22 protein-coding genes and 2 tRNA genes are annotated in these 23,520 nt (G+C 43.2%); 16 read left to right on the plus strand and 8 right to left on the minus strand.

What is annotated here, in order from left to right:
- The coding region (locus R4I06_RS01920; RefSeq protein ID WP_334413824.1) for a polyprenyl synthetase family protein at positions 1–673 on the minus strand (673 nt) is incomplete at its 3' end.
- 103 nt (positions 674–776) lie between these two features.
- On the minus strand, positions 777–2,192 hold the full coding sequence (gene glnA / locus R4I06_RS01925) for a type I glutamate--ammonia ligase (RefSeq protein ID WP_334413825.1): 1,416 nt from the start codon (positions 2,190–2,192) through the stop codon (positions 777–779).
- Between the two features lie 183 nt (positions 2,193–2,375).
- Between glnA and R4I06_RS01930 the strand changes: the two genes are divergently transcribed.
- The 3 genes from R4I06_RS01930 (at position 2,376) to hemA (ending at position 5,076) form a co-directional block, all read left to right on the plus strand.
- Positions 2,376–2,447: transfer RNA gene (locus tag R4I06_RS01930), tRNA-Lys, on the plus strand.
- A gap of 22 nt (positions 2,448–2,469) precedes the next feature.
- A complete protein-coding gene (gene tyrS, locus R4I06_RS01935; RefSeq protein ID WP_334413826.1) occupies positions 2,470–3,711 on the plus strand; it encodes a tyrosine--tRNA ligase in 1,242 nt (413 codons plus the stop codon).
- A gap of 117 nt (positions 3,712–3,828) precedes the next feature.
- Positions 3,829–5,076 (plus strand): 5-aminolevulinate synthase, encoded by a 1,248-nt coding sequence (gene hemA / locus R4I06_RS01940; RefSeq protein WP_334413827.1) that lies wholly within the window; start codon positions 3,829–3,831, stop codon positions 5,074–5,076.
- A gap of 106 nt (positions 5,077–5,182) precedes the next feature.
- Here hemA and R4I06_RS01945 read toward each other — a convergent pair whose 3' ends face one another.
- Positions 5,183–5,593 (minus strand): YraN family protein, encoded by a 411-nt coding sequence (locus R4I06_RS01945; protein ID WP_334413828.1) that lies wholly within the window; start codon positions 5,591–5,593, stop codon positions 5,183–5,185.
- Between the two features lie 129 nt (positions 5,594–5,722).
- Here R4I06_RS01945 and secF point away from each other — a divergent pair, with 129 nt between their 5' ends.
- A complete protein-coding gene (secF, locus tag R4I06_RS01950) occupies positions 5,723–6,658 on the plus strand; it encodes a protein translocase subunit SecF (protein ID WP_334413829.1) in 936 nt (311 codons plus the stop codon).
- A 30-nt stretch (positions 6,659–6,688) separates the two neighbouring features.
- Here secF and R4I06_RS01955 read toward each other — a convergent pair.
- From R4I06_RS01955 to R4I06_RS01970, 4 genes are all read right to left on the minus strand, one after another.
- Positions 6,689–6,760 (minus strand) — tRNA-Cys (locus tag R4I06_RS01955).
- Between the two features lie 16 nt (positions 6,761–6,776).
- On the minus strand, positions 6,777–7,682 hold the full coding sequence (locus R4I06_RS01960) for a class I fructose-bisphosphate aldolase (RefSeq protein WP_334413847.1): 906 nt from the start codon (positions 7,680–7,682) through the stop codon (positions 6,777–6,779).
- A gap of 165 nt (positions 7,683–7,847) precedes the next feature.
- A complete protein-coding gene (locus R4I06_RS01965; protein WP_334413830.1) occupies positions 7,848–9,107 on the minus strand; it encodes a pyruvate dehydrogenase complex dihydrolipoamide acetyltransferase in 1,260 nt (419 codons plus the stop codon).
- Between the two features lie 247 nt (positions 9,108–9,354).
- Complete coding sequence (locus R4I06_RS01970; RefSeq protein ID WP_334413831.1) at positions 9,355–10,080, minus strand: hypothetical protein; 726 nt, start codon at positions 10,078–10,080, stop codon at positions 9,355–9,357.
- Between the two features lie 355 nt (positions 10,081–10,435).
- On the opposite strand from R4I06_RS01970, the gene guaA reads away from it, so the two are divergent.
- The 3 genes from guaA to gshA all read left to right on the plus strand — a co-directional run bounded on the left by guaA (position 10,436) and on the right by gshA (position 14,634).
- On the plus strand, positions 10,436–12,022 hold the full coding sequence (guaA, locus tag R4I06_RS01975) for a glutamine-hydrolyzing GMP synthase (protein WP_334413832.1): 1,587 nt from the start codon (positions 10,436–10,438) through the stop codon (positions 12,020–12,022).
- A gap of 32 nt (positions 12,023–12,054) precedes the next feature.
- A complete protein-coding gene (locus R4I06_RS01980) occupies positions 12,055–13,293 on the plus strand; it encodes a citrate synthase (protein ID WP_334413833.1) in 1,239 nt (412 codons plus the stop codon).
- 147 nt (positions 13,294–13,440) lie between these two features.
- Positions 13,441–14,634 (plus strand): glutamate--cysteine ligase, encoded by a 1,194-nt coding sequence (gene gshA / locus R4I06_RS01985; protein WP_334413834.1) that lies wholly within the window; start codon positions 13,441–13,443, stop codon positions 14,632–14,634.
- Here the strand turns inward: gshA and holA are convergent.
- Positions 14,631–15,821 (minus strand): DNA polymerase III subunit delta, encoded by a 1,191-nt coding sequence (gene holA, locus R4I06_RS01990; RefSeq protein ID WP_334413835.1) that lies wholly within the window; start codon positions 15,819–15,821, stop codon positions 14,631–14,633. The genes gshA and holA overlap by 4 nt on opposite strands.
- Before the next feature lie 67 nt (positions 15,822–15,888).
- On the opposite strand from holA, the gene R4I06_RS01995 reads away from it, so the two are divergent.
- The 9 genes from R4I06_RS01995 to smpB all read left to right on the plus strand — a co-directional run bounded on the left by R4I06_RS01995 (position 15,889) and on the right by smpB (position 23,359).
- On the plus strand, positions 15,889–17,109 hold the full coding sequence (locus R4I06_RS01995) for an ABC transporter permease (protein WP_334413848.1): 1,221 nt from the start codon (positions 15,889–15,891) through the stop codon (positions 17,107–17,109).
- A 70-nt stretch (positions 17,110–17,179) separates the two neighbouring features.
- On the plus strand, positions 17,180–17,920 hold the full coding sequence (locus R4I06_RS02000) for a DUF3631 domain-containing protein (protein WP_334413836.1): 741 nt from the start codon (positions 17,180–17,182) through the stop codon (positions 17,918–17,920).
- Between the two features lie 26 nt (positions 17,921–17,946).
- Positions 17,947–19,149 carry a hypothetical protein gene (locus tag R4I06_RS02005; protein ID WP_334413838.1) on the plus strand — a complete coding sequence of 401 codons (1,203 nt, stop codon included), beginning with the start codon at positions 17,947–17,949 and terminating at the stop codon, positions 19,147–19,149.
- Positions 19,150–19,155: 6 nt separating this feature from the next.
- A complete protein-coding gene (locus tag R4I06_RS02010) occupies positions 19,156–19,413 on the plus strand; it encodes a DUF1467 family protein (RefSeq protein ID WP_334413839.1) in 258 nt (85 codons plus the stop codon).
- A 162-nt stretch (positions 19,414–19,575) separates the two neighbouring features.
- Positions 19,576–20,127, plus strand: a complete 552-nt coding sequence (gene atpH / locus R4I06_RS02015; RefSeq protein WP_334413841.1) for an ATP synthase F1 subunit delta — start codon at positions 19,576–19,578, stop codon at positions 20,125–20,127.
- Positions 20,128–20,146: 19 nt separating this feature from the next.
- On the plus strand, positions 20,147–21,670 hold the full coding sequence (atpA, locus tag R4I06_RS02020; protein WP_334413842.1) for a F0F1 ATP synthase subunit alpha: 1,524 nt from the start codon (positions 20,147–20,149) through the stop codon (positions 21,668–21,670).
- Positions 21,671–21,698: 28 nt separating this feature from the next.
- Positions 21,699–22,199, plus strand: a complete 501-nt coding sequence (gene greA, locus R4I06_RS02025; protein ID WP_334413843.1) for a transcription elongation factor GreA — start codon at positions 21,699–21,701, stop codon at positions 22,197–22,199.
- 17 nt (positions 22,200–22,216) lie between these two features.
- Complete coding sequence (gene ribB / locus R4I06_RS02030) at positions 22,217–22,849, plus strand: 3,4-dihydroxy-2-butanone-4-phosphate synthase (protein WP_334413844.1); 633 nt, start codon at positions 22,217–22,219, stop codon at positions 22,847–22,849.
- Positions 22,850–22,858: 9 nt separating this feature from the next.
- Positions 22,859–23,359, plus strand: a complete 501-nt coding sequence (smpB, locus tag R4I06_RS02035) for an SsrA-binding protein SmpB (RefSeq protein ID WP_334413846.1) — start codon at positions 22,859–22,861, stop codon at positions 23,357–23,359.
- The last annotated feature ends 161 nt before the right edge of the window (positions 23,360–23,520 follow it).

Here is a 23,520-nt window from a genome sequence, read left to right on the forward strand (position 1 = left end):
TGTAATCTAGAATGTCGTCCAAAATCTGAAATGCCATGCCGAAATTATACCCAAAGTGTTTTAAGGCGTGCCTGTACGCATCTGATGCATCGTGGAGAATGGCAGAAGATTCGCATGCAGCAGAAAAGAGGGCGGCAGTTTTGGCGGATATTATCTCCAAGTATTTACTCAGTGTGATGTTAGGGTCTTTACTGTAAACCAGCTGCTGCACTTCCCCGGTAATCATTGTACTCGACGCATCTGAAAGCACGGATACTATTGGCAAACTACCGCAAGCTACAACCCACTGGAATGCCACAGCCAGAAGAAAATCTCCCACTAAAATGCTCGTTTTGTTGCCCCATATTGCGTTTGAGGTTTTCACCCCTCTCCTAAAAATACTTTCATCCACAACATCGTCATGTAACAAAGTGGCGCAGTGTATGAACTCTATAGCAGAAGCTACTTTGATTCTTCTAGCATCTTCGCATCCCAACATTTTACAGCACGAAAGCAGCAGCAAGGGCCTTATTCGTTTTCCGCCTGCCAAAACAAGATGGTTGATTATAGTGGCTATGTGAGAAATGCTATTGCAGCTGGCATCCTGAAAAAGATTGTGCATCTGTTGAAGCTCATCCGACACCAGGGTCTGCAAGTCACTCAACGCATAACGAAAAGAAGGAGAACTTGGCATGATTACACTACATAAACCAGCAAAAACATTTCTGAAGGACGCGCCAATCCGCAACAACACACCAAGATGGGTGTGTACACGAAAGGCCTAATTACCCTGCATACTACAGCGAATAGTAGTGCAAGAATTCTACAGGATGAGGTGTAATTTCCAAATCCCTGAGTTCTGCCCGCTTTAATTTAATGTACGCATCTATCACATCGTCGGTGAATACCCCTCCCTCGAGAAGAAAATCTCTATCCCCCTCTAGAGCATCAAGTGCTTCACCCAGTCCAGCACAAACAGGGACCAAATGCTTACTTTCCTCATCGCTCAAGTTGTAGAGAGATTTTCCACCAACTTCAACTGGGTCCAGCTTTCGCTTTATGCCGTCTAACCCAGCCATTAACTGTGCTGCAAAGCACAGATATGGATTAGCAAGCGCGTCAGGGAATCTAGCCTCTATACGCTTTGCACACGCGTTGTCATTAGGCACATATGGGATCCGCACAGCAGCAGACCTGTTGTGATGCGAATAAGCCAACCATACCGGAGCCTCAAAACGAGGTACCAGCCTTTTGTAGCTGTTAGTTGATGGATTGGTAAAAGCATTTAAAGCCCTTCCATGCGCTATGATACCACCTATGTAGTGTAGACAGGTCTCTGAGAGGCCTGCTCCGCCGTCATTCGCAAATATGTTGCGGCCATTTTTCCACAGAGACTGATGGCAGTGCATTCCGCTTCCATTGCTGTTCAGCACTGGTTTCGGCATAAATGTTAAACTCTTACCGTAAGAGCTCGCCACATTTCTCAAAACGTACTTACACTTTTGTACGTTATCTGCGCACACCACAAGTTCATCGTGATGAATTCCTACCTCACATTGAGAAGAAGCAACCTCGTGGTGGTGTAACAGAGGCCTTACCCCTACTTCTTGCAACATGGAAAGCATCTCAGCTCTCACATCATGCAAAGAGTCAACGGGAGGCATTTTCATATACCCACCCTTTAAAGGTAATTCATACCCATGGTTCATGCTGAATCTGCCATGCCCCTTGTGATGAGACTCTTGGGTACGCACTCTGTAATGTGCTTCATGCGAACTTACATCAAAACGCACATCGTCGAATACGAAAAATTCCACCTCAGGACCAAAGAAACACTTATCAGCTAAAGCTGTGGAAAGCATATACTGGTGGGCCTTGCGTGCAGTGTGTCTGGGATCGCGAGAATAGTCAGACGTGCAATACGGAGACACAACATTGCAAAGCACTACCAAAGTTGACTGCGCGAAGAAAGGATCTAGAAATGCAGTACTAATGTCCGGCATCAGAAGCATATCAGAAGCCTCTATAGGCTGCCACCCGGGGACAGAAGAACTATCGAAGGGAACACCAGATGAAAAAATTCCAGGATCAAGAGAGTGGGTACTGTGCGAGACATGATGCCACCGCCCCACCAGATCAGTGAACCTCCAATCTATGAACTTCACATTATTTTTTTCCACGTAGTCTAGTAAGTCTTTTGTAAATAGGAACATAAAAGGATCCCGAAAGAAGTATTAACAACGAACCGCTCAATGCTAACAAATTTCTTACAGTCAGGCAACAGGAAGTAGTACTTTGAAAAAGTGCTTACTAGAACATATTTCAGTGACAGAGAGGGGACTTTTCTGGACTTTTGTGTATAAAAGGGTTACGATGCGAACTGTGTTCGTGGTAGGGGTCCTGTAGCTCAGTGGTAGAGCAGGTGGCTTTTAATCACCGTGCCGCGCGTTCGATCCGCGCCGGGACCACTTTAGGTTGTGTACAAGATGCATGCGATTTAGATCCGATTTTCTTGGGGCCTTATCCGCTAGAGGGTATTTGAGCAATTGCACGGATCCTGAAGCGCTGGATAATCTCATGGCTTCTGAGCGTGTTGTTGCATATATAGGGTTTGATTGTACAGCTGCCAGCCTGCACATTGGTAGTCTTGTGCAGATTATGGTTCTCAGATACCTGATAAAGCATGGACACAAGCCAATAGTACTGCTCGGAGGGGCAACAACAAAGGTTGGTGATCCATCTGGTAAGGAGAAAACTAGGGCCGTAATCTCAGATGCTGATATAGATTTAAATAAAAAAGGGATCCTAAAGGTAATAAGCAAATTTTTCTCATCTGACGATAAAGTACATATTGTGGACAACGTTGAATGGCTAGGTGAACTGAAGTACCTAGATTTCTTGCGTGAGGTGGGTAGCAAATTTGCAGTGGGTGCTATGCTGGGTCTAGACAGTGTTAAGAGCCGCCTTAGTAGGGAGCAGAACCTTAGTTTTTTAGAATTTAATTATGTACTGTTGCAGTCGTACGATTTTGTAGAATTGTATAAGAGGTATGGGTGTGTTTTGCAAATAGGCGGATCTGATCAGTGGGGTAATATTGTAAATGGTATAGACCTCGCTCGAAAAATGGGATGCCCCCAACTGTACGGATTAACAACGAATCTGTTGCTCACTAGCACCGGTGCGAAGATGGGCAAAACCGATAAGGGTGCCGTCTGGCTAGATGGTGAATTATTGAGTCCTGAAGATTATTGGCAGTACTTTCGCAACGTTCCAGACGAAGATGTTGGCCGCTTATTGAGGTTGTTTACAGAGCTTTCTATAGATGAGATTGAAAAATTGGAAGCATTGAAGGACGAAGATATCAATGAAGCGAAGAAGATACTTGCGACAGAAGCCGTAAGAGTATGTCATGGAGAGGAAATTGCGCAAGAAATCACGCAACGCATGAGTAATGTGTTTGAACTAGGAGATGATTCTCTTCTTAAGAGCATTATGTGTGACAAAGAGTTACTACAGCGAGGTATCAGTATATCGGAGCTTTTGCATGTTATGGGATTGCAAGAAAGCATAGGTGCCGGAAGGAGATTGATAAGGGGTAGAGGGTGTAAGGTAAATGGCGCGGTAGTAGAAGATGAAAACATGGTTATATCCCACAAAGATTTTAATGAATCTGGATTCATGACTATATTCTGTGGAAAGAAACGGCGCGCAAAAATAGTTTTGAGAAGTTGAAAGTAATTTGCATCTACGTACCAGAGTATGGTATCATGAGGCACTTCTGATTTGCGTGTCTATAACCTTAGCGCGGCGCGCGTTGGGGATTTGTCTATATTGATTCTAGCTCTAACTATGATAGATTACGAGAAAGTTTTCTCTGAGAAAATAAGGGATATTAAAGAGGATGGTAGATACAGGGAATTTACGGGATTTAGGCGTATCCCAGGAGACTTTCCTCATGCTGTGGAGTGCCAGACAGGCAATGTAGTAACTCTGTGGTGCAGTAATGACTACCTGGGCATGAGCCAGAATGAAAGCGTTATGTCTGCTGCAAAAAACCTTGATGTTAGTATAGGTGCAGGTGGCACGAGGAATATCTCAGGCACTACTGAAGAGGTTATACGGCTCGAGCATTCGCTTGCTGACCTTCACAATAAACCCGCGGCTTTGACCTTCGTGTGTGGATATGTTGCTAACCAAACTAGTATAAGCACTATTCTTTCCATGATTCCGGATGTGGTTGTTTTCTCAGATGAGATGAATCATAGTTCCATGATAGAAGGCATACGCTCTGGTAATAGGGCCAAACACATTTTTAGACATAACGACGTCAATCACCTTGAATCCTTGTTAATAAAAGCGGGACCCGGCCCGAAGATGATAGTCTTTGAGTCATTATACTCCATGGATGGCGATATTGCCCCTATCAAGGAGATATGTGACCTTGCCGATAAATACAACGCTGTTACCTACCTGGACGAAGTCCATGCGGTGGGCTTGTATGGGCCTCGTGGAGGAGGCATATCTGAGCGTGAGGGGTTAACTGATAGAATTTCCGTAATCCAGGGAACGCTATCAAAAGCTTTTGGAGTTATGGGGGGATACATTGCTGGATCCAAGAGTTTGGTGGACGTTGTGCGAAGTTTTGCACCTGGATTCATATTTACTACTGCGATATCACCGCTGATAGCAGCTTCTGCCAGGGCAAGTGTTGAGCATCTCAAAAATAGCAATGTAGAAAGAGAAAAGCACAGGCTTGTTGTGAAGAAGGTCAAGGATAGTATGACAAAAGCCGGAATTGAATTTCTTCATACTGACACACATATAATTCCCATAATTATAGGGGATGCTGCCATGTGCAAGGAGATATCTTCCCTGCTGTTAAGGGAATATAAGATCTATATTCAGTCTATAAATCATCCGACAGTTTCTAGGGGAACAGAAAGACTGAGGATCACGCCTACCCCGTGTCACACAGATGAGATGATATCCCATCTAGTTAGTAGCCTGAAAGCGGTGTTTGAGAAAGTTTCTTTCCCTGGTGGAAAGAGCTATGCGTACTTTAATAAGCTGAACGCGAACAAAGTATTACCACAATAGTGAGTTATCGCCACCTACCCCGTGTCACACAGATGAGATGATATCCCATCTAGTTAGTAGCCTGAAAGCGGTGTTTGAGAAAGTTTCTTTTTCAGTAGTGAATTAATCACCACCTGCTATCCTGCCATGCGTTTTTTATCCAGATAATTCCTGTGTGAAGCGATATCCTACATATTTGAAAGCTTATTTCATGATCCCTGAACCTAGGATTTCTAAAAACAAAAAGTTTAGCGGTTCTCAAGATAGAAGCACGTTGTTTTGAACTTAATGGAATATCTGCGTAGCAACGCCTGGATATACTGGTTTTGACTTCCGTGAAAAAAAGAGATTTACCCCTTAGAGATATTATGTCTATTTCTCCTACATAGGTTTTATATCTATGGTAGAGGATTTTTTGTAATTTTACTTTGAGAATCAGTATTGCAATGAGCTCCCCCGCATATCCAACTGCATTTTTTGAGTGCTTCAATGCGATACGAGACTCCTTCACTCTAAGAAAAAAATTTCTAAGCCCCATATTGGTGTGTGATAGTGCTATATGCCACAATGGGTATACATATCATACTTTGGGGGAATTTTCTTGTAGATAGATGGAGAATCTCATAAACTGGGGCGCCTCTAAAAATTTGTAGGATTATGGTACTCGATGGTGCGCTTTGTTCCTGATGATATAGATTTCAATTTTGTCAGATATGGCAAGCACGCTCTTGTCAGCAGCATTGTACTCGTGATTTGTTCGATAATTACGATGGTATTTCATGGCCTAGAAGTAGGCACGGATTTTACTGGTGGAATAGTTATTGATTTTTCGATACATGGTGAAAATATTGACGACGGAAGCGTTAAATCAGCACTCTTAAATGCCGGATTAAGTGGCATGTCGGTGCAAAGTTTTAAGGGCAATAACACAAAAGGTGAGTACATGCTCACTTTTAGGGGAGATACAGGACCTGATAAGCATCATTCTGTAGATAGAGTAAAGGCTGCACTCAATACTCTTGGAGAGGTGACATACAACAAACTAGATTATGTGGGAGCACAAGTTGGCGTTGAGCAGATCAAAGAAGCTGTGATAGCGGTTTGTTGCGCATTGTTGTGCATGTTCGCATATTTGTGTATCAGGTTCAGATGGCAGTTTGCTATGGGAGGGGTACTTGCTCTCTTACACGATATCATTATAACTATGGGCATGATCAGTGTTACGGGGTTGGAATTCAGTCTTCCAGCCATGGCAGGGATTCTCATGATAATTGGGTATTCGGTGAATGACTCTGTGGTTATATACGATAGAGTACGTGAATTGATGAAAAGTGACATACACAAGGGAGTACCTTTTGTGGTAAATGCTGGAATAAATACCACTCTCTCTAGAACTTTATTGACTTCCGGTACTACCTTAATAGCGGCTCTTCCGCTGATCATACTATGTGATGGAGCGGTAAGAAATATCGGTATTATTGTGTTTTGCGGAATCGTGGTGGGTACATACTCCTCGATTTTTATATCCACTGTGCCATTCGTTAAAAGTCTTGAAAAAGAGCTCACAAAGGAACGCGAGCAGCATACGCAAGCAAACGGCTAGTGCATGCTTTAAGCGACTTAGAAAGAAACGAGGCCGGGACCGGAATCGAACCGGTATAAAAGGATTTGCAGTCCTCTGCATAAACCACTCTGCCACCCAGCCATATCAGAAAGAGTACTCACGCTGCGGCATAAATCTCGGAGATTTTCGCCATAAGGGAAGAAGCACTCGCAGCCTCTCGTTGGAAGGAGTTTCTGCCGATGATAGACCCATCACCTCCCCCAGATTTGATAGCTAAAATCTCATCAAGCAATTCAGAATCAGTTTTTACACTGCCTCCAGAAAATACTACTATCCGCCTGCCCGCAAAACAGGACTTTTTGACGTAGGAAACGCGCTGCGACAAAGAAGATACATCACACTTAGTAGCATCGCGCTCTACATTAGCTGTGGGTAATTTTACTTTTATCACATTCGCCCCTATGGAGGCCGCTATATATGCCGCATACGCAACAACATCTACTGCAGTCTCACCTTCTTTTGACAGATCACCACCCCTAGGGTATGACCAAATAACAGAAGCTAACCCATAGGACTTAGCCTCCCTAACAAGCTCCCGTGCTTCCCTAACCATCGACAAGAACTCACCCGAGCCCGGGTAAATGGTAAATCCCACGGCCACGCATCCCAAATATAAAGCATCCTTCACAGATGCGGTAACGGCTTGGTTGGGTGTACTTGCTTTGGGGTGAAGAGCAGTAGATCCATTAAGTTTCAATATGGTAGGAATACTACCTGCATACTCCCTTGCCCCACACTCTAAATTTCCCACATGTGCAGCGTAGGCACTAAACCCGCAGTTTAGTGCAAGTTCGTAGTGGTAACAAGGATCATAAGCGGAAGGATTCGATTCGAAACTCTTTGTGGGGCCATGCTCAAATCCCTGATCTACAGGTAAAATAAGTAGTTTACCTGTTCCAGCAAGGCTACCATGCATGAGCATCCTAGCAATATTTGTCAGTACAGCCGGGGACTCGCTATCATAGTAGCTGAGAACACGCCGAACACGCTCGCTTATACGCATAAAACCCACGAAGAAAGAGATGAACGAACCACTTAATATCCCAATTATAAGGGAGAGAGCATCAATTTCAAATGAAATATCATCTGATTTGGACTTCCGCAAGAGTTTAAGGAGAGAAATGTCGAGATGCTGCAGTTTCGGTCCGCGCAAAACCACCCGTGATAATTACCTAGCCATCATTGGAAGCGGATTTTCTATGTAGAACTTTAGCCTATTTAAGAACTTTGCAGCAAGTACTCCATCTACAATCCTGTGGTCTACAGACAGCGTAGTGGTCATAACATCTGCAGGTACAACGCTGCCATCAATAACAACAGCGCGCTTCTCAGATGCACCAACAGACACTATACAAGACTGTGGAGGATTTATTATAGCGTAGAATTCTTTTATACCGAACATACCCAAGTTTGATACGGTAATACCCCCACCTTGGAATTCATGGGGCTTTAAGCTACGTTCTTTCGCCTTTGTTGCAAGAGTTTTCGTTATGACGCAGAGCTCTGAAAGCGGCACCTTGTCTGCAGAACGCACCACAGGGGTGATTAACCCATCGTCTATGGATACTGCAAACGATACGTCTACATCACGGTGAACCAATATTTTATCTTCACACCATGAAGAATTAATTTCAGGAAAGTCTCGCATAGAAAGAGCTACGGCTTTAATTATTAAGTCGTTCACTGTGACCTTTACACCCAAGCTTTCTAAGCCACTGTTCAGTTTAGCCCTAGTTGCCAGAAGCTCGCCTACCATGCAGTCTACAGCAAGGTAAAAGTGAGGCACGTCGCGCTTGGATTGCATGAGTCTTTCAGCAATTACCCTGCGCATGCTGCTTATTTCCACAAATGTTTCAGTGCCACTACTGATATTACTATTACTTGCTGATGATGTTGCGGATAAAACATCCACTTTTACAACGCGTCCTCCCGGACCAGAGCCCTTTATGTTGCTTATGTCTACAGACAAGCTTGCTGCTAGTTTCTTAGCCAGAGGACTAGCTTTGACTCTACTACCTTCTGCTACATGGGGTAATGCAGCATCAACAGGAACGGCAGCTCCACTGCTTGCAGGCGCTGGAACCTGATTACCTTCTACAGGACTAGCACTCGTGGAGGCTACACTCGGTGCTTGCGTGGTGTCATCAGATGTTTCTAGGAGTTCATGTAAATTAACAGCCTCGTTACCCACCTGCACTATCGCTATGAGCTTGTTTACAGGTACATTACTCGAGCCTTCTGCCTCTAATATCTTGTATAAAACCCCGCACTCGTCAGAGTATTCGAACTCCATTATAGCCTTGTCGGTCTCTATCTCTGCGATAATGTCACCGGTTTCTACCTTATCTCCCTCTTTCTTCAGCCATTTTGTGACAGCGCCGCTCTTCATGGTAGGAGAGAGAGCAGGCATCAAAACCTTTACAGGCATACAGCACCCTATAAAAAAAATCCCACGAGTGGACTTCGTTTACAACATTGAGATGCTAGTGTCAACGCAATTGGCGTACACAGATGCACAACAATACTACTGTAGGCAGTAACCCACAACACCAGATGGTGGTGTCGGGCAGCAGCATATGCTCACTACATACCCGACTCCACCGTGGGGGTACACATAAGGCTATGGGCACTTGTGTGTTTCAAAAACTGGCACAAAATAACAGAATATACGGGGATTACTGTACCGAACGTACTATCCTTTGCATGTGAGGTACCATAATGTGCAAGAATGCCTTTACACATTCCTGTTGTATTTCTTCGGAGCTAGGCGCATCATTGCCCTCCTCATTTGCTGTGAAAAGTGGAAGCAATACACGTGTAAGCTCTGGAACGGCAGACGAAATTTCTTCGCGTACCACTTTCTTCACCTCTGAGGACACTTCAGCACCGTATTCCTGTTCCACATAGTTGATAATACGCTCTACTTCGTCAGCAGACAATACTACTTGGTCAGCAGGATCATTGAGCTTGTTATTTTGTTGTTGGCGAGGCTCTGCACCGCGTTGGTGTATCTGCTGCTTATCTTGTGGCGCAGCATCAGCTGGCTTGAACCTGTGTATTTCTTGTTTGCGGATCTGCCCAGCTTCTGGCTGAGGTTGCACCTTGGGCCGACGTATGTGTGCAGCCTCCGGCTTAGGCTGAACATCACTCTGACGTATTCTCTCGTCCTGTTTAGCTTCAGCTGGCCTGAACTCGTGTATCTCCTTCCGATGGATCTGCCCAGCTTCTGGTTGAGGCTTAGCATCGCGCTGACGTATGTGCGCAGCTTCTGGCTTATGTGGCAGGACGTCTTCTTCGCGTATCTGTCCAGCCTGTGGCTGACGGGGCTTCGCATGAAACTGACGAAATTCTTCCTCAGTCTGACCAGGCCGTTTACTAGGCTTGTTATCTTGCATACTCATAGTAGATACCAAAAGTTTTCTTAAAAGAACATGTAAAGAATATGTGTAATTCGTTAATAAATTTATAATTTTGCACGCATGATAAAGAATAGATTAGAGCGGCATTTGGCCTTCAAAGGGCATATATTTGATGCTTAACGTACTCAGAGTGTATCATATATCTGGAGATGTTCTAATGCTAAAGAGTTAACTTTTGAGTTGCAAAATCCCAGCAATAAACTGGTGACACAGCTAATTCTGCAATTCCATACATGCTGAACCCTAAATTCCTTGCAACTTCACATAAAGCTCTGCATTGTTAAACATCCGTGAATGTTTATTCAAATTAGATTTTGCTGTTTGTGGGAGGTGACCGGTGTCTACTATAGTGGTGATTGACTTTGGTTCTCAGGTTACCCAGCTTATTGCGAGGAGGATAAGAGAGCTGGGTGTATACAGCGAAGTTTTCTCTGCAAACGTGGATTTGCGTTCTGCTATTGATTTGGAAAAAATAGATGCAGTAATACTGTCTGGGGGGCCAGATTCAGTAGCAAGCTTGAGCGAAATTCCTGCTGTCTTATTCGATATAATGAAGCTGAATAAGGATGCAGGCATACCTGTGCTGGGTATATGCTACGGAATGCAACTGCTGGCGCGCTACTTCAATATAACTGTTGAATCAGGAAGCGCCAGAGAATTTGGAAAGGCGCAACTTAGAATCTTGAGCAGCTCGGAAATCATTAGGGGGATTTGGGATATAGGCAAGATAGTTGATGTATGGATGAGCCACTCCGATAGTGTTGTCGGAGATATGCCTGATGGATTTAAAATAGTTGCATGCAGCGAAGATACGGAAGCTGTTGCTCTTTTTTGTAACGACGCTATGAAGATCTACGGAATGCAATTTCATCCAGAGGTATCTCACACATCAGAAGGTAAGGAACTGCTGGATAATTTTCTATCTATAGCAGGTTGTGTAAGAAACTGGACTATGGGATCTTTTATGGAAACTAAAGTCAGTGAGATAAGAGACTTAGTGGGAGGAGAATCAGTTGTTGCTGCAATAAGTGGGGGCGTAGATTCTACCGTCGCATCTATACTGTTACATAGAGCAATAGGCGACAGATTAAAATGCATTTTTGTGAACACTGGTTGTCTCAGGAAGGGCGAGGAGGACGAGGTGCGGAACCTCTTCGTGAAAAAGTTGGATATACCCGTGACTTTTGTCGATGCTTCAAACTTGTTTTTAGGTAGGCTGAGGGGCGTTGTTGATCCCGAGAAGAAGCGAGAGGTAATTGGCAACACTTTTATTGAAGTTTTTGAAAAAGAAGCGAAAAAAGTGGGTGATGCGAAGTTTCTTATGCAGGGTACCATCTATCCTGATGTCATAGAATCAGGGGGAGGTGGCGTAGGAGAGAGGATAAAGTCACATCATAACGTGGGAGGGTTGCCAGAGATTATGAATCTTTTGCTGGTTGAGCCACTGCGGTGTTTATTTAAAGATGAAGTTAGATTGCTAGGCAAGGAGTTGGGTATACCGAGTGTTCTACTTAACAGACATCCTTTTCCCGGGCCAGGCCTTGCAGTGAGAATTGTTGGAGAGGTTACGGAAGATAAACTTGCTCTCCTTAGGGAAGTGGATAGTATTTACATAGACATGCTTAGGGAAAGCGGATTCTATGATGACATATGGCAAGCTTTTGCGGTGCTACTACCAGTGAAGACCGTAGGTGTTATGGGTGATGGAAGGACGTACAGTGATGTGTGTTGTCTTAGAGCTGTAACATCTCGTGATGGCATGACAGCAAATTGTTATCCGTTCGGGGAAGAAGAGGATAAGCAGTTAAGATTTATTGCTTTCTTGCAAAAAGTGGGGGGAAGCATAATCAGAAATTTACCTGGGGTGAATAGAATAATGTATGACATAACTTCAAAGCCTCCTGCGACTATAGAGTGGGAGTAATGTGTATGGTAGTTTGATATTCGAGTCATGTTATGGTGAAAGATGCTGTTTTAGAGTGTGATGACCGCAAAGTAAGCCTTCCTGTTCTGCATGGTACGGATGGTTCTTATTTTGTGGATGTCACTTCTTTGTATAGGGATCATAGGATTCTGACCTATGACCCGGGGTTCATGTCTACTGCTGCATGCAAGTCGGAAATTACTTTTATAGATGGGGATGAGGGCATCCTGCGCTACAGGGGTGTAGATATTACAGAACTTGTAGAGATCGAAGGCGGATTCAGTAGCGTGGTGTACCTATTACTGTACGGTATACGTCCTGTAGGGAGCGAGATTGATAGGTTTATACGCACTCTTAGTCAGTGGTGCGAATTACCTAATACTGTTATGGACGTAATAAGATCTTTTGGCGCTAATTCGCATCCTATGGCTATGTTGATAGCAAGTTTCGCCGCATTATCAGCGCACTACCATAACAACAAGCAACAGTCTTCCACCGATATTGCTCTAATGGCAGTTTCGAAGGTATCTAGTATTATCGCCAACATATACAGGCACACCGAAAATTTGGGTCTCGTACGCGGTGATACGAGTGCTGAGTACACGAAAAATTTTGTCAGGATGATGTTTGGCGACATAGAGGAGTCGCGCCTTGCAGTAATATGCGAAGCCCTTGGAATTATACTAATAATGCATGCTGACCACGAACAAAATGCTTCTACATCAACTGTAAGAATGGTTGGCTCTACAGGAGCTGAGTTATTTGCTTGTTTAAGTGCAGGTGCAGCTGCGTTATGGGGGCCCGCACACGGGGGAGCCAATGAGGCAGTTATCAATATGCTTGAATCCATCGGTGATATAGAAAATATAGCTGGCTTCATAAGCAAGGTCAAAGACGGCAAGAGTGGTACAAGGCTTATGGGGTTCGGCCATAGGGTTTACAAAAACTATGACCCAAGAGCTAAGGTGATGAGAGACATTTGTCACAAAGTGTTACGCGTGCTAAAGTGTGAAGACAAGTTGCTGAATATAGCTGTTGCTATGGAGGAGATAGCACTAAAGGATGAGTACTTCATTGAACGTAAGTTATATCCCAACGTTGATTTTTATTCCGGGATACTATTGCGGGCCATGGGAATACCTATAAGGATGTTTACTACAATTTTTGCACTGGGACGTACTGCCGGTTGGGTTTCTCAATGGCATGAAATGATATCTGAGGGACACGGCGTAAAAATATGTAGGCCACGCCAGCTATATTCTGGAAAATGATGAAGCTCTGTAGAAGCGTTGTTTTATCGCATAATGAGATATGTGCGTAGTCGTCTTGTGAGAATTCCTACACATGTGTTATCATGAGCTACTGACAGTACATCAGTATAGCGATATTGTAGATTTCTCTTATTGTGTTTGGGTTACATGAAAATACTGGAAAATACTCTTGCCTGCTCATCTGCGCTGATAGAGGAGTGGTTTGAACACAAGTTTTCCAGATACACAGCGGTTCTAAGCTCCTCTGTAGATATGCGGAGTTCGTCGTATAAGGTTGTCCCTGTAGACGTGAATTTTTTTCCTGCGGGGTATAACAATTTAGGTGAGAACGCGAAGAAAAAAATGGAAAAATTCCTTCGTGATAATCTATCTAAATACGTGGGAGGTAAGGCGCTGGTCATAATAGAAAGCCACACAAGAAACAAGAAGTACGTTGATAGTGTAATAGTGTTAACAAACACGCTCAGTGGTGCTGGGTTTCAGGCAGAAGTAGGAATGTGTGATATCAACGAAAATTGCTTTGTAACAGCTTCTAGTGGGGCGAGTATTGAAGTAAAAGCCCTAGAAGGCACTAACGGAAAAATTTGTACTGTCGACGGCTTTATGCCGGATTTTGTTGTTCTAAACAATGATCTGACGAGTGAAATACCAGGCATACTTACTTCCCTAAAGCAGGAAGTTTTTCCTTCAACATTTTTAGGGTGGTGCAATAGGAGTAAGTACGGATATTTTGACATGTATGAAAAGGTTGTATGTGAATTTTGCAACGAATTTAGAGTAGATCCGTGGCTTATTTCAGCATTGTTCTCATATTGCAAAGAAGTGGACTTTGTATCTAAAGTTGGAATAGATGTTGTTGCATCTGCGGTAGAAGATTTACTTTCTAAAATTAGGGAAAAGTTTCTTATTTATGGAATTAAGGAGGACCCTTACGTGTTCATCAAGGCTGACAATGGCACCTATGGCATGGGTATAACAAACGTGCGCAGTGGAGATGATGTGGTGAATATGAATAAGAAAGACCGCAACAAGATGCGCTGTATAAAAGAAGGCAACCCAATAAAAAGCGTGATACTGCAAGAAGGGGTGCCAACAGATGAAGTTTTCAGCGGGAGCGTAGCGGAACCTCTACTATACTACATAGGGCAAGACATAGTAGGTTACCTATACAGGTATAACAAAAGAAGAAGTGAGTACGAAAATCTAAATGTGCCGGGCTGCGGGTTTATAGATGTTGAACATCAGATTCAGGGCAACAAAAAACACATTTGGGCCTTCGTAAGCAAACTTGCCGTCTTAGCATCTGCTCAGGAAGCACATAAGATAATATCTGGTGCCTAGACAATTTGTGCGACACTGGACTTTGTACGCATTATAAGCGCGTACATCAAGTGGCTGAAGATGATTTCTTGCTGAGAGGACGTATCAGGTAATTTTAGGCGCGCTTCCAGGTCGAATAGGTATCTAATTATCATACAGACTGTAGAGTATTTGACAGTTTTTGTATGCTTTGTGAATTGCGGTATAAGTTTAAAGAATATAGGCGGACGCATAGACTTTATTGCCGCATCTACACTGAGACCTGTTTTTGTTTTTCGTATAAGGCATTCCAAGGTTATGAAGTACTTCATGCTTGATCTTATTATCAGAATAGGCGACGTTTTTCGCTGGAACAGTATGTCAGAGGACTTTACAAAGCTCTGTAAATCTCCTTCGGCTACGGCGCTGCATATGTCGTCCAATGCCGGATCCAGATCCAAGCTCATGGAGCTACTTATGTCGTCTTCATGCAGCACCTTTTCCGTGCCTAAATAGAGTAAAAGTTTTTTCAATTCTGGTTCTATGCAGGCGTTACTGTTTTGCAGGGAGAAACACAGCATTTTAAACGCAGACTTATCGCAAGTGATGTCATGTTCTGCTAAGAATTCATGTACTATATGTGCTACGTCATTTTCCTTGTAACATCCAAGAGAAGCCAGTTGCTCATTGTTTTCATAATATACTTTAAGGGTAGAGTGTTTTGTCAGCTCTTGGGCCTGCAAAATTACATAGCAGTGATTGGGATGTATGTTTTGCATCATTTGTTTCAATGTAGTACATAGCGTGTCTTTTGCGTCCAACAAGACTATTACAGACCTTTTGTGAAACATCGGAACAGTAGTGGCGTTAAGGAAAAACTGCTCTAGGTCTCTATCTCCATTTTGACACTCTATTCGCGTAATTGAAGATGCTCCATCTGCGTTTAGGGCACATACGATTTTTTGTGAATACAGGTTTATTCGACTTTGGTCATTTCCATAAAGAAGGACACTTTTGTAGGCAGTTGGATTTGCAAAAAACTCACTGAGCTTTGACGGAGATATCTTCACGTTTATTTTTCCTGGTGCATTTGCGCAATTACGTGCAGGCCCATGATATCCGGATTGTATTTCCGCGTTAAGTGAAATAATTGAGAAAATTGCTTGTGTGTGGAGTGTATTTTGTAGAGTGCAATCCAGGTTCATATGCTCACGCGTGACGGTCTTCATACTAAATTGTAACTTCTAGTAAAGCGTGATATAAAGCGCTGTGCATTGTGCGTAGGGAGCTGTGCTGATGATTTTTGAGTTGATGCTATCTTTGCGTTATCTGCAATCTAAAGGTGGAAAGTTCCTGTGCTCAATTCCTTCAGTAGTTTCCATAGTTGGTGTAGCTATAGGAGTGGCTACCCTTATTTCTGTTATGTCTGTCATGAATGGATTCTCTGCGAAGTTGTTGGATAGCATCTTACAGATGAGTGGGCATCTCTCTATTCATTGTGGGAATTCCAATTATCGTGATATCGTTGCCAAGACCGAGAGCATAGGCGGAGTTGTTAGCGCCACGCCAGTAATAGAAAGCCAGATTGTTGTTAGGTCTGAGTTTGGTACTACTGGTGCTGTAGTGAGGGGAATGGAGAGCTCCGTAATTGAAGGTAAGCTGTTGAAGTACATTGTTAACGGCAATACTTCTGTACTTGATATAGAAGATGGCATCATCATAGGGACAGGACTTGCTGACACTTTAGGTGTGTACTGCGGAGATGAAGTTGTGGTCATTTCGTCTGCGGGTTTCACTGATGCTATGAATTCAAAGCAGCGAAAAAAAAGGTATAGAGTAAAAGGGATTTTTAATGTGGGCATGCAAGAGCATGACAGTGCATATATATACATGCCCATCGAGGAGTCTAGAATGCTTTTGCATTACAAAGCAGATGAAGCTGACTATATTGAGGTGCTATTGGAAAATGTGAATGACTCTTCAAATGTTGCTGATGCGTTGCGACAGGCATGGAATATGAACGTAGAAGATTGGAAGGTGCGGCAGGCGCAGTACTTCCATGTGCTGAAGCTCGAGCGCGATGCTATGTTTTTCATATTAGTACTAATAGTAGTTGTAGCGTCTCTTAATATAGTTTCCTGCGTGTCCGTTTTAGTCAGAGAGAAGAGTAGAGCCATTGCTATAATGCGTACCATGGGACTTAGCAAGGCCGCGGTGATTAGGATCTTTAGTATGTGTGGTATGTTCATAGGAGTTTTAGGTACGGCTATAGGAGGCGTTATAGGGGTCGCCTTTTCGTTAAATGCTGAGAATATACGTGTATTTCTACGGACGTTTGACAAAGGAGCATTTTTCGAGTCAATAGCATATTGCTTGGATGGTATATCTGTAGGGATGATATCTGGTGATGTTATACAAGTTGCGCTTGTGGCAATAGGTATGTCATTTGTAGCTGCATTGCCTCCGGCATTGAGAGCCGCGTGTCAAAATCCTGTTGATGTTCTTAAATATGAGTGAGTCTATGCAGAGAGATATATGTGTGTGGATAAGCATCTTGTGTATTTGTTCCATGTGGGTTGGAAGCACAGTGTATTTCACATTGAATACAGGTGAGAAATTACTTAGGTCGTTGGCTGACATTGAGAGTTCAAATGCAGAAATGGTCGCTAACGAGGGTAGGGACATTAGAAATAAGATTTCTGCTCTATATGGGAAAGTGGATCAGGTCGAGCACCTAGTAAATAAAGTTAAAGGTTTAATACCCACCAAACCCTTAGTCGTAAACAAGGATGGCTGCGTACTCACGGAATGCTTGGCAAGGCTGTTGCTCATGGTTAGTGATTTAAGAAGGGCATTTGCGCTTGGTGCGATGTCTAAAGATGCTATTTATGCAGTGAAACCCATGCTCCTTGAACTTAAAGACCAGGAAATAGATGCCAGCTTGCTGATCTTGGAAAGCTTTGACACTGAAAAGAATTACACTACTTTGAGGAAGGAGCTAGACACTGTAAAGAGTGCGCTACGATTTAACAAAAGTGTAGCAATGCCAAAATATCTGTCGAAATGGGTATCAGTTGAGGACCGAAACAACGCGATATGGCAGGATTTTACAAAATTGGAAAGCCTTGTGGGAAAGGGTGCCTGGAGTGATGCTTACAGGTTGGTAAGCAGTGGCAGCTTTCTGTCCGAGAATAGCGATCAAGGTTCCATGTCTGTAGTGAGGTCATGGATGCAAGATTTGGAGGAAGTTTTGGAGGCAGAAGAATGCATATCTCTCATATATAACAAGCTGATAGAACGAGTTAATAAGAACCCCGAGGGCCTATGATTATCTGTTTAGCGATTTTTTTGGCAATGGCCGTAGTTTTCGGCTTTGTTGTTGAGGGGTATGAGGATTTCGTTTTAAGGCTTGAAATTGCTGATTACTCGGCAGAGATCAGCGTGATGTTCCTCGCCATGTGTGCGTGCTTAGCTATTCTGTTGGTAATTCTCATCGTAAGGGTGTGTGTTTTCTTCGTTAAATTTTGTCATAAGGTTAGGAGCAGATCTGTAGTAAAACAATATGAAGCGTTGAGTAGAGTGTATGCTGTGTTGACTACAGGAGGTGCAACGCGCGCTATAGAAGCTGCTGATAAATTGCAGTACATAGACAATAGCTCTCTAGCATTACTTAGGGGATGCGCTTATTTTTATTTGGGACAATACGAGGCTGCGGAAAGTTATTTTTCCTCTGCAGCGGTAGGTGTAAAGTTCGGCGACGAGCTGGGAATGTGGCTATTTCGTATTGTTGAGAAAGAAAAGTACAAGAGCCGCAGGTTAAAGGGATTCAATATACTGCACGAGATATTCCGCTTTGGATCGTGGGGCGCGATATTCCAAGCGGAAATACTTAGGATAGAAGGGAAGTGGGGTGAGCTTCTCAAGCAGTTAAGACTTTTGAGAAAGCGTGGGATTTCTCATCCATATGAGATTGATCGCATTGAGGAAATATCGCTTTGCATGCTTGCTGCAGAGTACTACAAAAAAGGTGATTTCCGTGCTGGCTTGAATCTCGTTGAGGGCGTACGTGAAAGTTTACATGTGGTGCTATGGAAGGCCAAGCTTTATGCAAAGTGTAACAAAAGCAAAAGGGCTGTGAGTGTTCTAGAGGAATATTACGTCAAGGAACCGCATCCTGAGATAGCTGCGTTATACATATCTATAGTGCTTGATGAAAATGCGGCAATAGATAGGTTAGTTAGCCTGTGTCCGGATAGTTATACCAGTGAGTACCTAACTGCAAAGAAATATGTGAACATGGGACAGTATAACGCCGCTGAGAAACACTTAAGATCCATGTTAGATAAGTACAAATATGTTGCTCTTTACTACACAATGCTGGACGTAATGTTGCGTATTGAGGACATTGCTGAAGTTAAACATCTGGTAGAAAGGATGCAAAGGGACTCTATATCGGACATGAGATGGGAGTGTGCAAAATGTTTTAGTGTTGCACGTGAGTGGAAGCATGAGTGCGAAGAATGCGATGCTTTTGATTCTATAAGGTGGGTAGAGTAGCAACATATGGTAGTAGAAGCCGTACTGGTATTTGTGGTTTCATGGTGGATTTTGTTTTTTATTTTTCTTCCCTTAAAGCTCGAAATGGATGAAAACTCGCAGAGTACAGGGTGTGCTAGTGGCGTACCTAAAAAGTCTTACTTGGCGATAAAAGTTCTGGGCGCGATTATAGGTGCTGGGTGTATAACGTGCCTCTATTGCTATTTCAAATCCGCAGGATATGTCGACTCATGGCTTGATTCTATGTGTGCTGTGATTCCGTAATTTGGATACATTGTTGTCCTCGTTTTAGATGATTTTCTGTAATTATAAGCGACGCGATAGTGCGGCTTTAAAGCAACGGGTATCCATAATCGTAAACTACTTGACTGAGCATTAGGTATACGTGATAATACGACCGTTTTTTCCCTATTCGTTGTCAATATTGTGAGTCTGCAGGGGAGTGGGCATGCTGCGTACTGTTATGCCCAGGCGTTATTGAGTTTGGTCTTAGATGAAGCCACTAGTGTGTCTTCGGAAATAGAGGAGATCCTCTGTGTTTTCAGAGAGAAGGATGTGCGTGAGTTTTTTTCTAGTCCTGTAGTTCCGAAAGATGCAAAAGTAGCTGCGTGGCGTGATGTATGTAGTACATGCGCTATTGGCCGTACTTTGACCAACTTCGTATGTGTGGTTATCGTCAATGGTAAGTTCCCTATTCTGCATGACATTTTTGAAAAGTTTCGTCTACTGCTAATGAGGCATCGAGGGGAATTTGATCTTGAGATAATATCTGCGAGTCCATTATCTGAGAATGAAGAAAAGAAAATTCTATCTTTACTAGAAAAGTATGGGAAACCAGGATCTGTGAGCAAATGTGTCGACCCGGAAGTTTTGGGAGGCTTTATAGCTAAAGGGGATTCTTTTTTCATTGATGCCTCTGTGAGAGGGCATTTGTGTAGGTTAAATGATTTTAGTAGGGAAGTAGTTTTAAGTATCTAGTGAGATTGGAAGGTAGAGCATGGGTATTGTGTCTTCAGGGGAAATTCTAAAGATTCTTAGGGAAAAGATAGAGAATTTTGACAGTCCTGTGAGAGTCAGCAGCGTCGGACACGTTGTTTCTGTGAAGGACGGTGTGGCGGTTGTATATGGTCTGGATAAGGCAGGATTCGGAGAAATGGTCGTGTTTTCCTCTGGAGTGCACGGAGTCATATCCTGTTTGGAGAGAGATACAGCGAGTGTAGTAGTTTTCGACGACAGAAGAGTCAGGGAAGGTGATACTGTTGAGTGCACCGGACAGCTAATGAAGGTGCCAGTGGGACTGGCATTATTGGGCCGAGTTGTGAATCCTCTAGGAATGCCTCTTGATGGCAAAGGGGAGATCTCTACGAATAATGTAGAGATGATGCCTGTAGAGGCAAATGCTCCTGGTATTATCGATAGGAGACCTGTGTATGAACCCCTTCAAACTGGGATAAAGACTATAGACATGCTGATTCCTATAGGGTGTGGGCAGCGTGAACTTATAATAGGAGATAGAAAAACTGGCAAAACTGCGATTGCGCTGGACACTATAATAAATCAGAAGAGGTTGGCAAGTGCGCCAGAAAAAGAAAGGGTGTACTGCATATATGTTGCCGTAGGGCAGAAGAACTCTTCTGTTGCCAGGGTTGTTGATAAGCTACGTGAGGAAGGGGCGCTAGATTATACTATTGTGGTATCTGCAGGTGCATCTGATCCTGCGCCACTGCAATATTTAGCTCCATATGCCGCGTGTGCTATGGGTGAGTTCTTTAGGGACAACGGCATGCATTGCTTGATAGTGTATGACGATCTTTCTAAGCACGCTACAGCCTATAGACAAATGTCTCTGTTGTTGAGATGTCCTCCTGGTAGAGAGGCTTATCCGGGTGACGTATTTTACATTCATTCTAGGTTATTAGAGAGGGCTGCCAAGCTATCGGATGAGAAAGGTGGAGGCTCTCTAACGGCGCTACCTATAATAGAGACACAAGCGGGTGATGTGTCTGCTTATATACCCACTAACGTTATCTCGATAACCGATGGTCAGATCTTTTTGGAATCTGAGTTATTCCACAAAGGTTTTAGGCCGGCTATTAATGTTGGTCTGTCGGTCTCGAGGGTTGGATCCGCAGCGCAAGTTAAGTCCGTGAAAAAGGTTGCAGGTTCCATGAAATTGGCTCTTGCTCAGTATAGAGAATTAGAGGATTTTGCCAGGTTTGGGTCAGATTTAGATGCGCATTCTCAGTCTGTACTAGAGAGAGGTAGGAGGGTGATGGAGTTACTGAAGCAAGGGCAGTATTCGCCGCTTTCTATATCTGAGCAGATAGCTGTGGTATTAGCAGGTTCGGATGGATGCCTGGACAGCATACCTGTAAATGAGGTATGTAGGTTTGAGAAGGCTTTGCTGGAGAATCTAAACTCGCGTCATTCAGATACGATGGCTAGTTTGTTTGTAGATATGACCGACGATGTAAAGAAGAAATTACTGAAGGCTATTAGAGATTTTGCCTCTGTGTTTTAGCTTAGTATTATGAAATAGGGTGCTACGGATGAGTGACTATGCAACAACTAGGTTTCCTATTACTAGAATGGGATTTCAGAAGTTGGAAGCGGAGCTAGAAGCTTTGAAGAAAGAGAGGCCCAAGATAATTAAATCTATTTCCGATGCTAGGGAATTAGGGGATCTCTCTGAGAATGCCGAGTATCATGCGGCTAGAGAGAGACAGGGCCTTGTAGAAAGTAAAATCATGGAACTAGAGTCTAAGCGCTCTAGGGCTGAAGTAATAGAAGTATCGGAATTATCCGGAGATACCGTAATGTTCGGATCTACTGTTACTGTAACTGTGTACGATGAACAGAGTGACACAACTAGTACTGTTAAATATCAGATAGTTGGTGAATACGAAGCAGATGTATCAAAAAATATGATATCAATAAAATCTCCCCTGGTGCTTGCCCTTTTAGGGAAAAAGGAAGGTGATACTGTTGAGCTTAGGACGCCGCGAGGTGACTACAAAGTTTATAATATAGTGAAAGTAGAATTTGTTTAAATCATTAGGGTGAGGGTATGAGTGTAGAATCTGAGGAAGGGGAGTTTTCTTCTGTAGCAGATGTTATAAAAGATGCTGCAGAGGGAAAAGTTTTTATATTACTGGATGATGAAGATAGGGAGAATGAAGGGGATTTAGTGGTGTTAGCGGACAAGGTTAGTGAGTCTGCTATAAACATGATGATAAGGTATGGAAGTGGAATAGTTTGCCTTGCAATTTTACAGCAACACGCTGACCGCTTAGGATTAGATCTGCTAAAAAAGAGTAATGCCAAAGAAAATCATACAGCATTTACCACATCTATAGATGCAAGATACGGAATATCAACAGGTGTTTCTGCGAGAGATAGGGCCACCACCATTAAAGCAGCAGTTAGGGAAGGAAGCAGCGCAGATGAGCTCGTAACTCCTGGTCACGTATTTCCTATAATAGCTAACGAAGGAGGGTTGGCCGCTAGAAAAGGGCACACGGAAGCCAGTGTAGAGATCGCAAAACTTGCAGGTAAGAGTAGTGCCGCTGTTATCTGTGAGCTAATGAATGAAGATGGCACTATGTCAAGGTTGCCTGAGATTATTGAGTTTTCTTCCAAACATCAGATAAAATTGACGACCATAGGCAAATTAATGGAGTATCTTGAGCTGACTCAGTAGTACTTTATTATGGAAGTAATAGCTGAAAACAAGAAGGCGAGGTACAACTACTTCGTACTTAAGGAATACGACGCAGGAATAGTTCTCCAGGGAACAGAAGTTAAATCTCTAAGACAGCGCAAAGTTAATATAGGGGACGCATATATCTTGGAAAAGAATATGGAGCTGTGGGTACACAATTTGCACATATCTGAATATAATATGTCCCATAACAAAAATCACTCACCACTTCGGATAAGAAAGCTGCTGTTGAGGAAGAAGGAGATAAGCAAAATAGCGGGCAGCATAAAAAGCACAGGCTATACAGCAGCGCCTTTACTACTATTCTTCAATGAGCGAGGATTGGCTAAAATGAGAATAGCCATTGTAAAAGGGAAGAAAGAATACGACAAGAGAGAGAGTATAAAAACCAGGGAGTGGAACAGAGAAAAGGAGAGAAGCCACAAGAAGTTCTTGGGCGAGATAGGGGCTCTACATAATAAAACCACATGCTATCAAATAAGTACGTAACAGGGGGAGAACGTAGGAAGTAGTGGATTTTCCTACCCATTGTCAATGCCGCCGATAGAAAGGACTAACCATAAGGAAAGTCATATATCAGCAGCCGGACCCAACCACTCCATGGACACTTCATTACAAAGTTTTGGTTGATAAGGTGTCATCTTCTATCA

It is taken from the genome of Anaplasma bovis, from assembly GCF_036903315.1.
Lineage (GTDB): Bacteria > Pseudomonadota > Alphaproteobacteria > Rickettsiales > Anaplasmataceae > Anaplasma > Anaplasma bovis.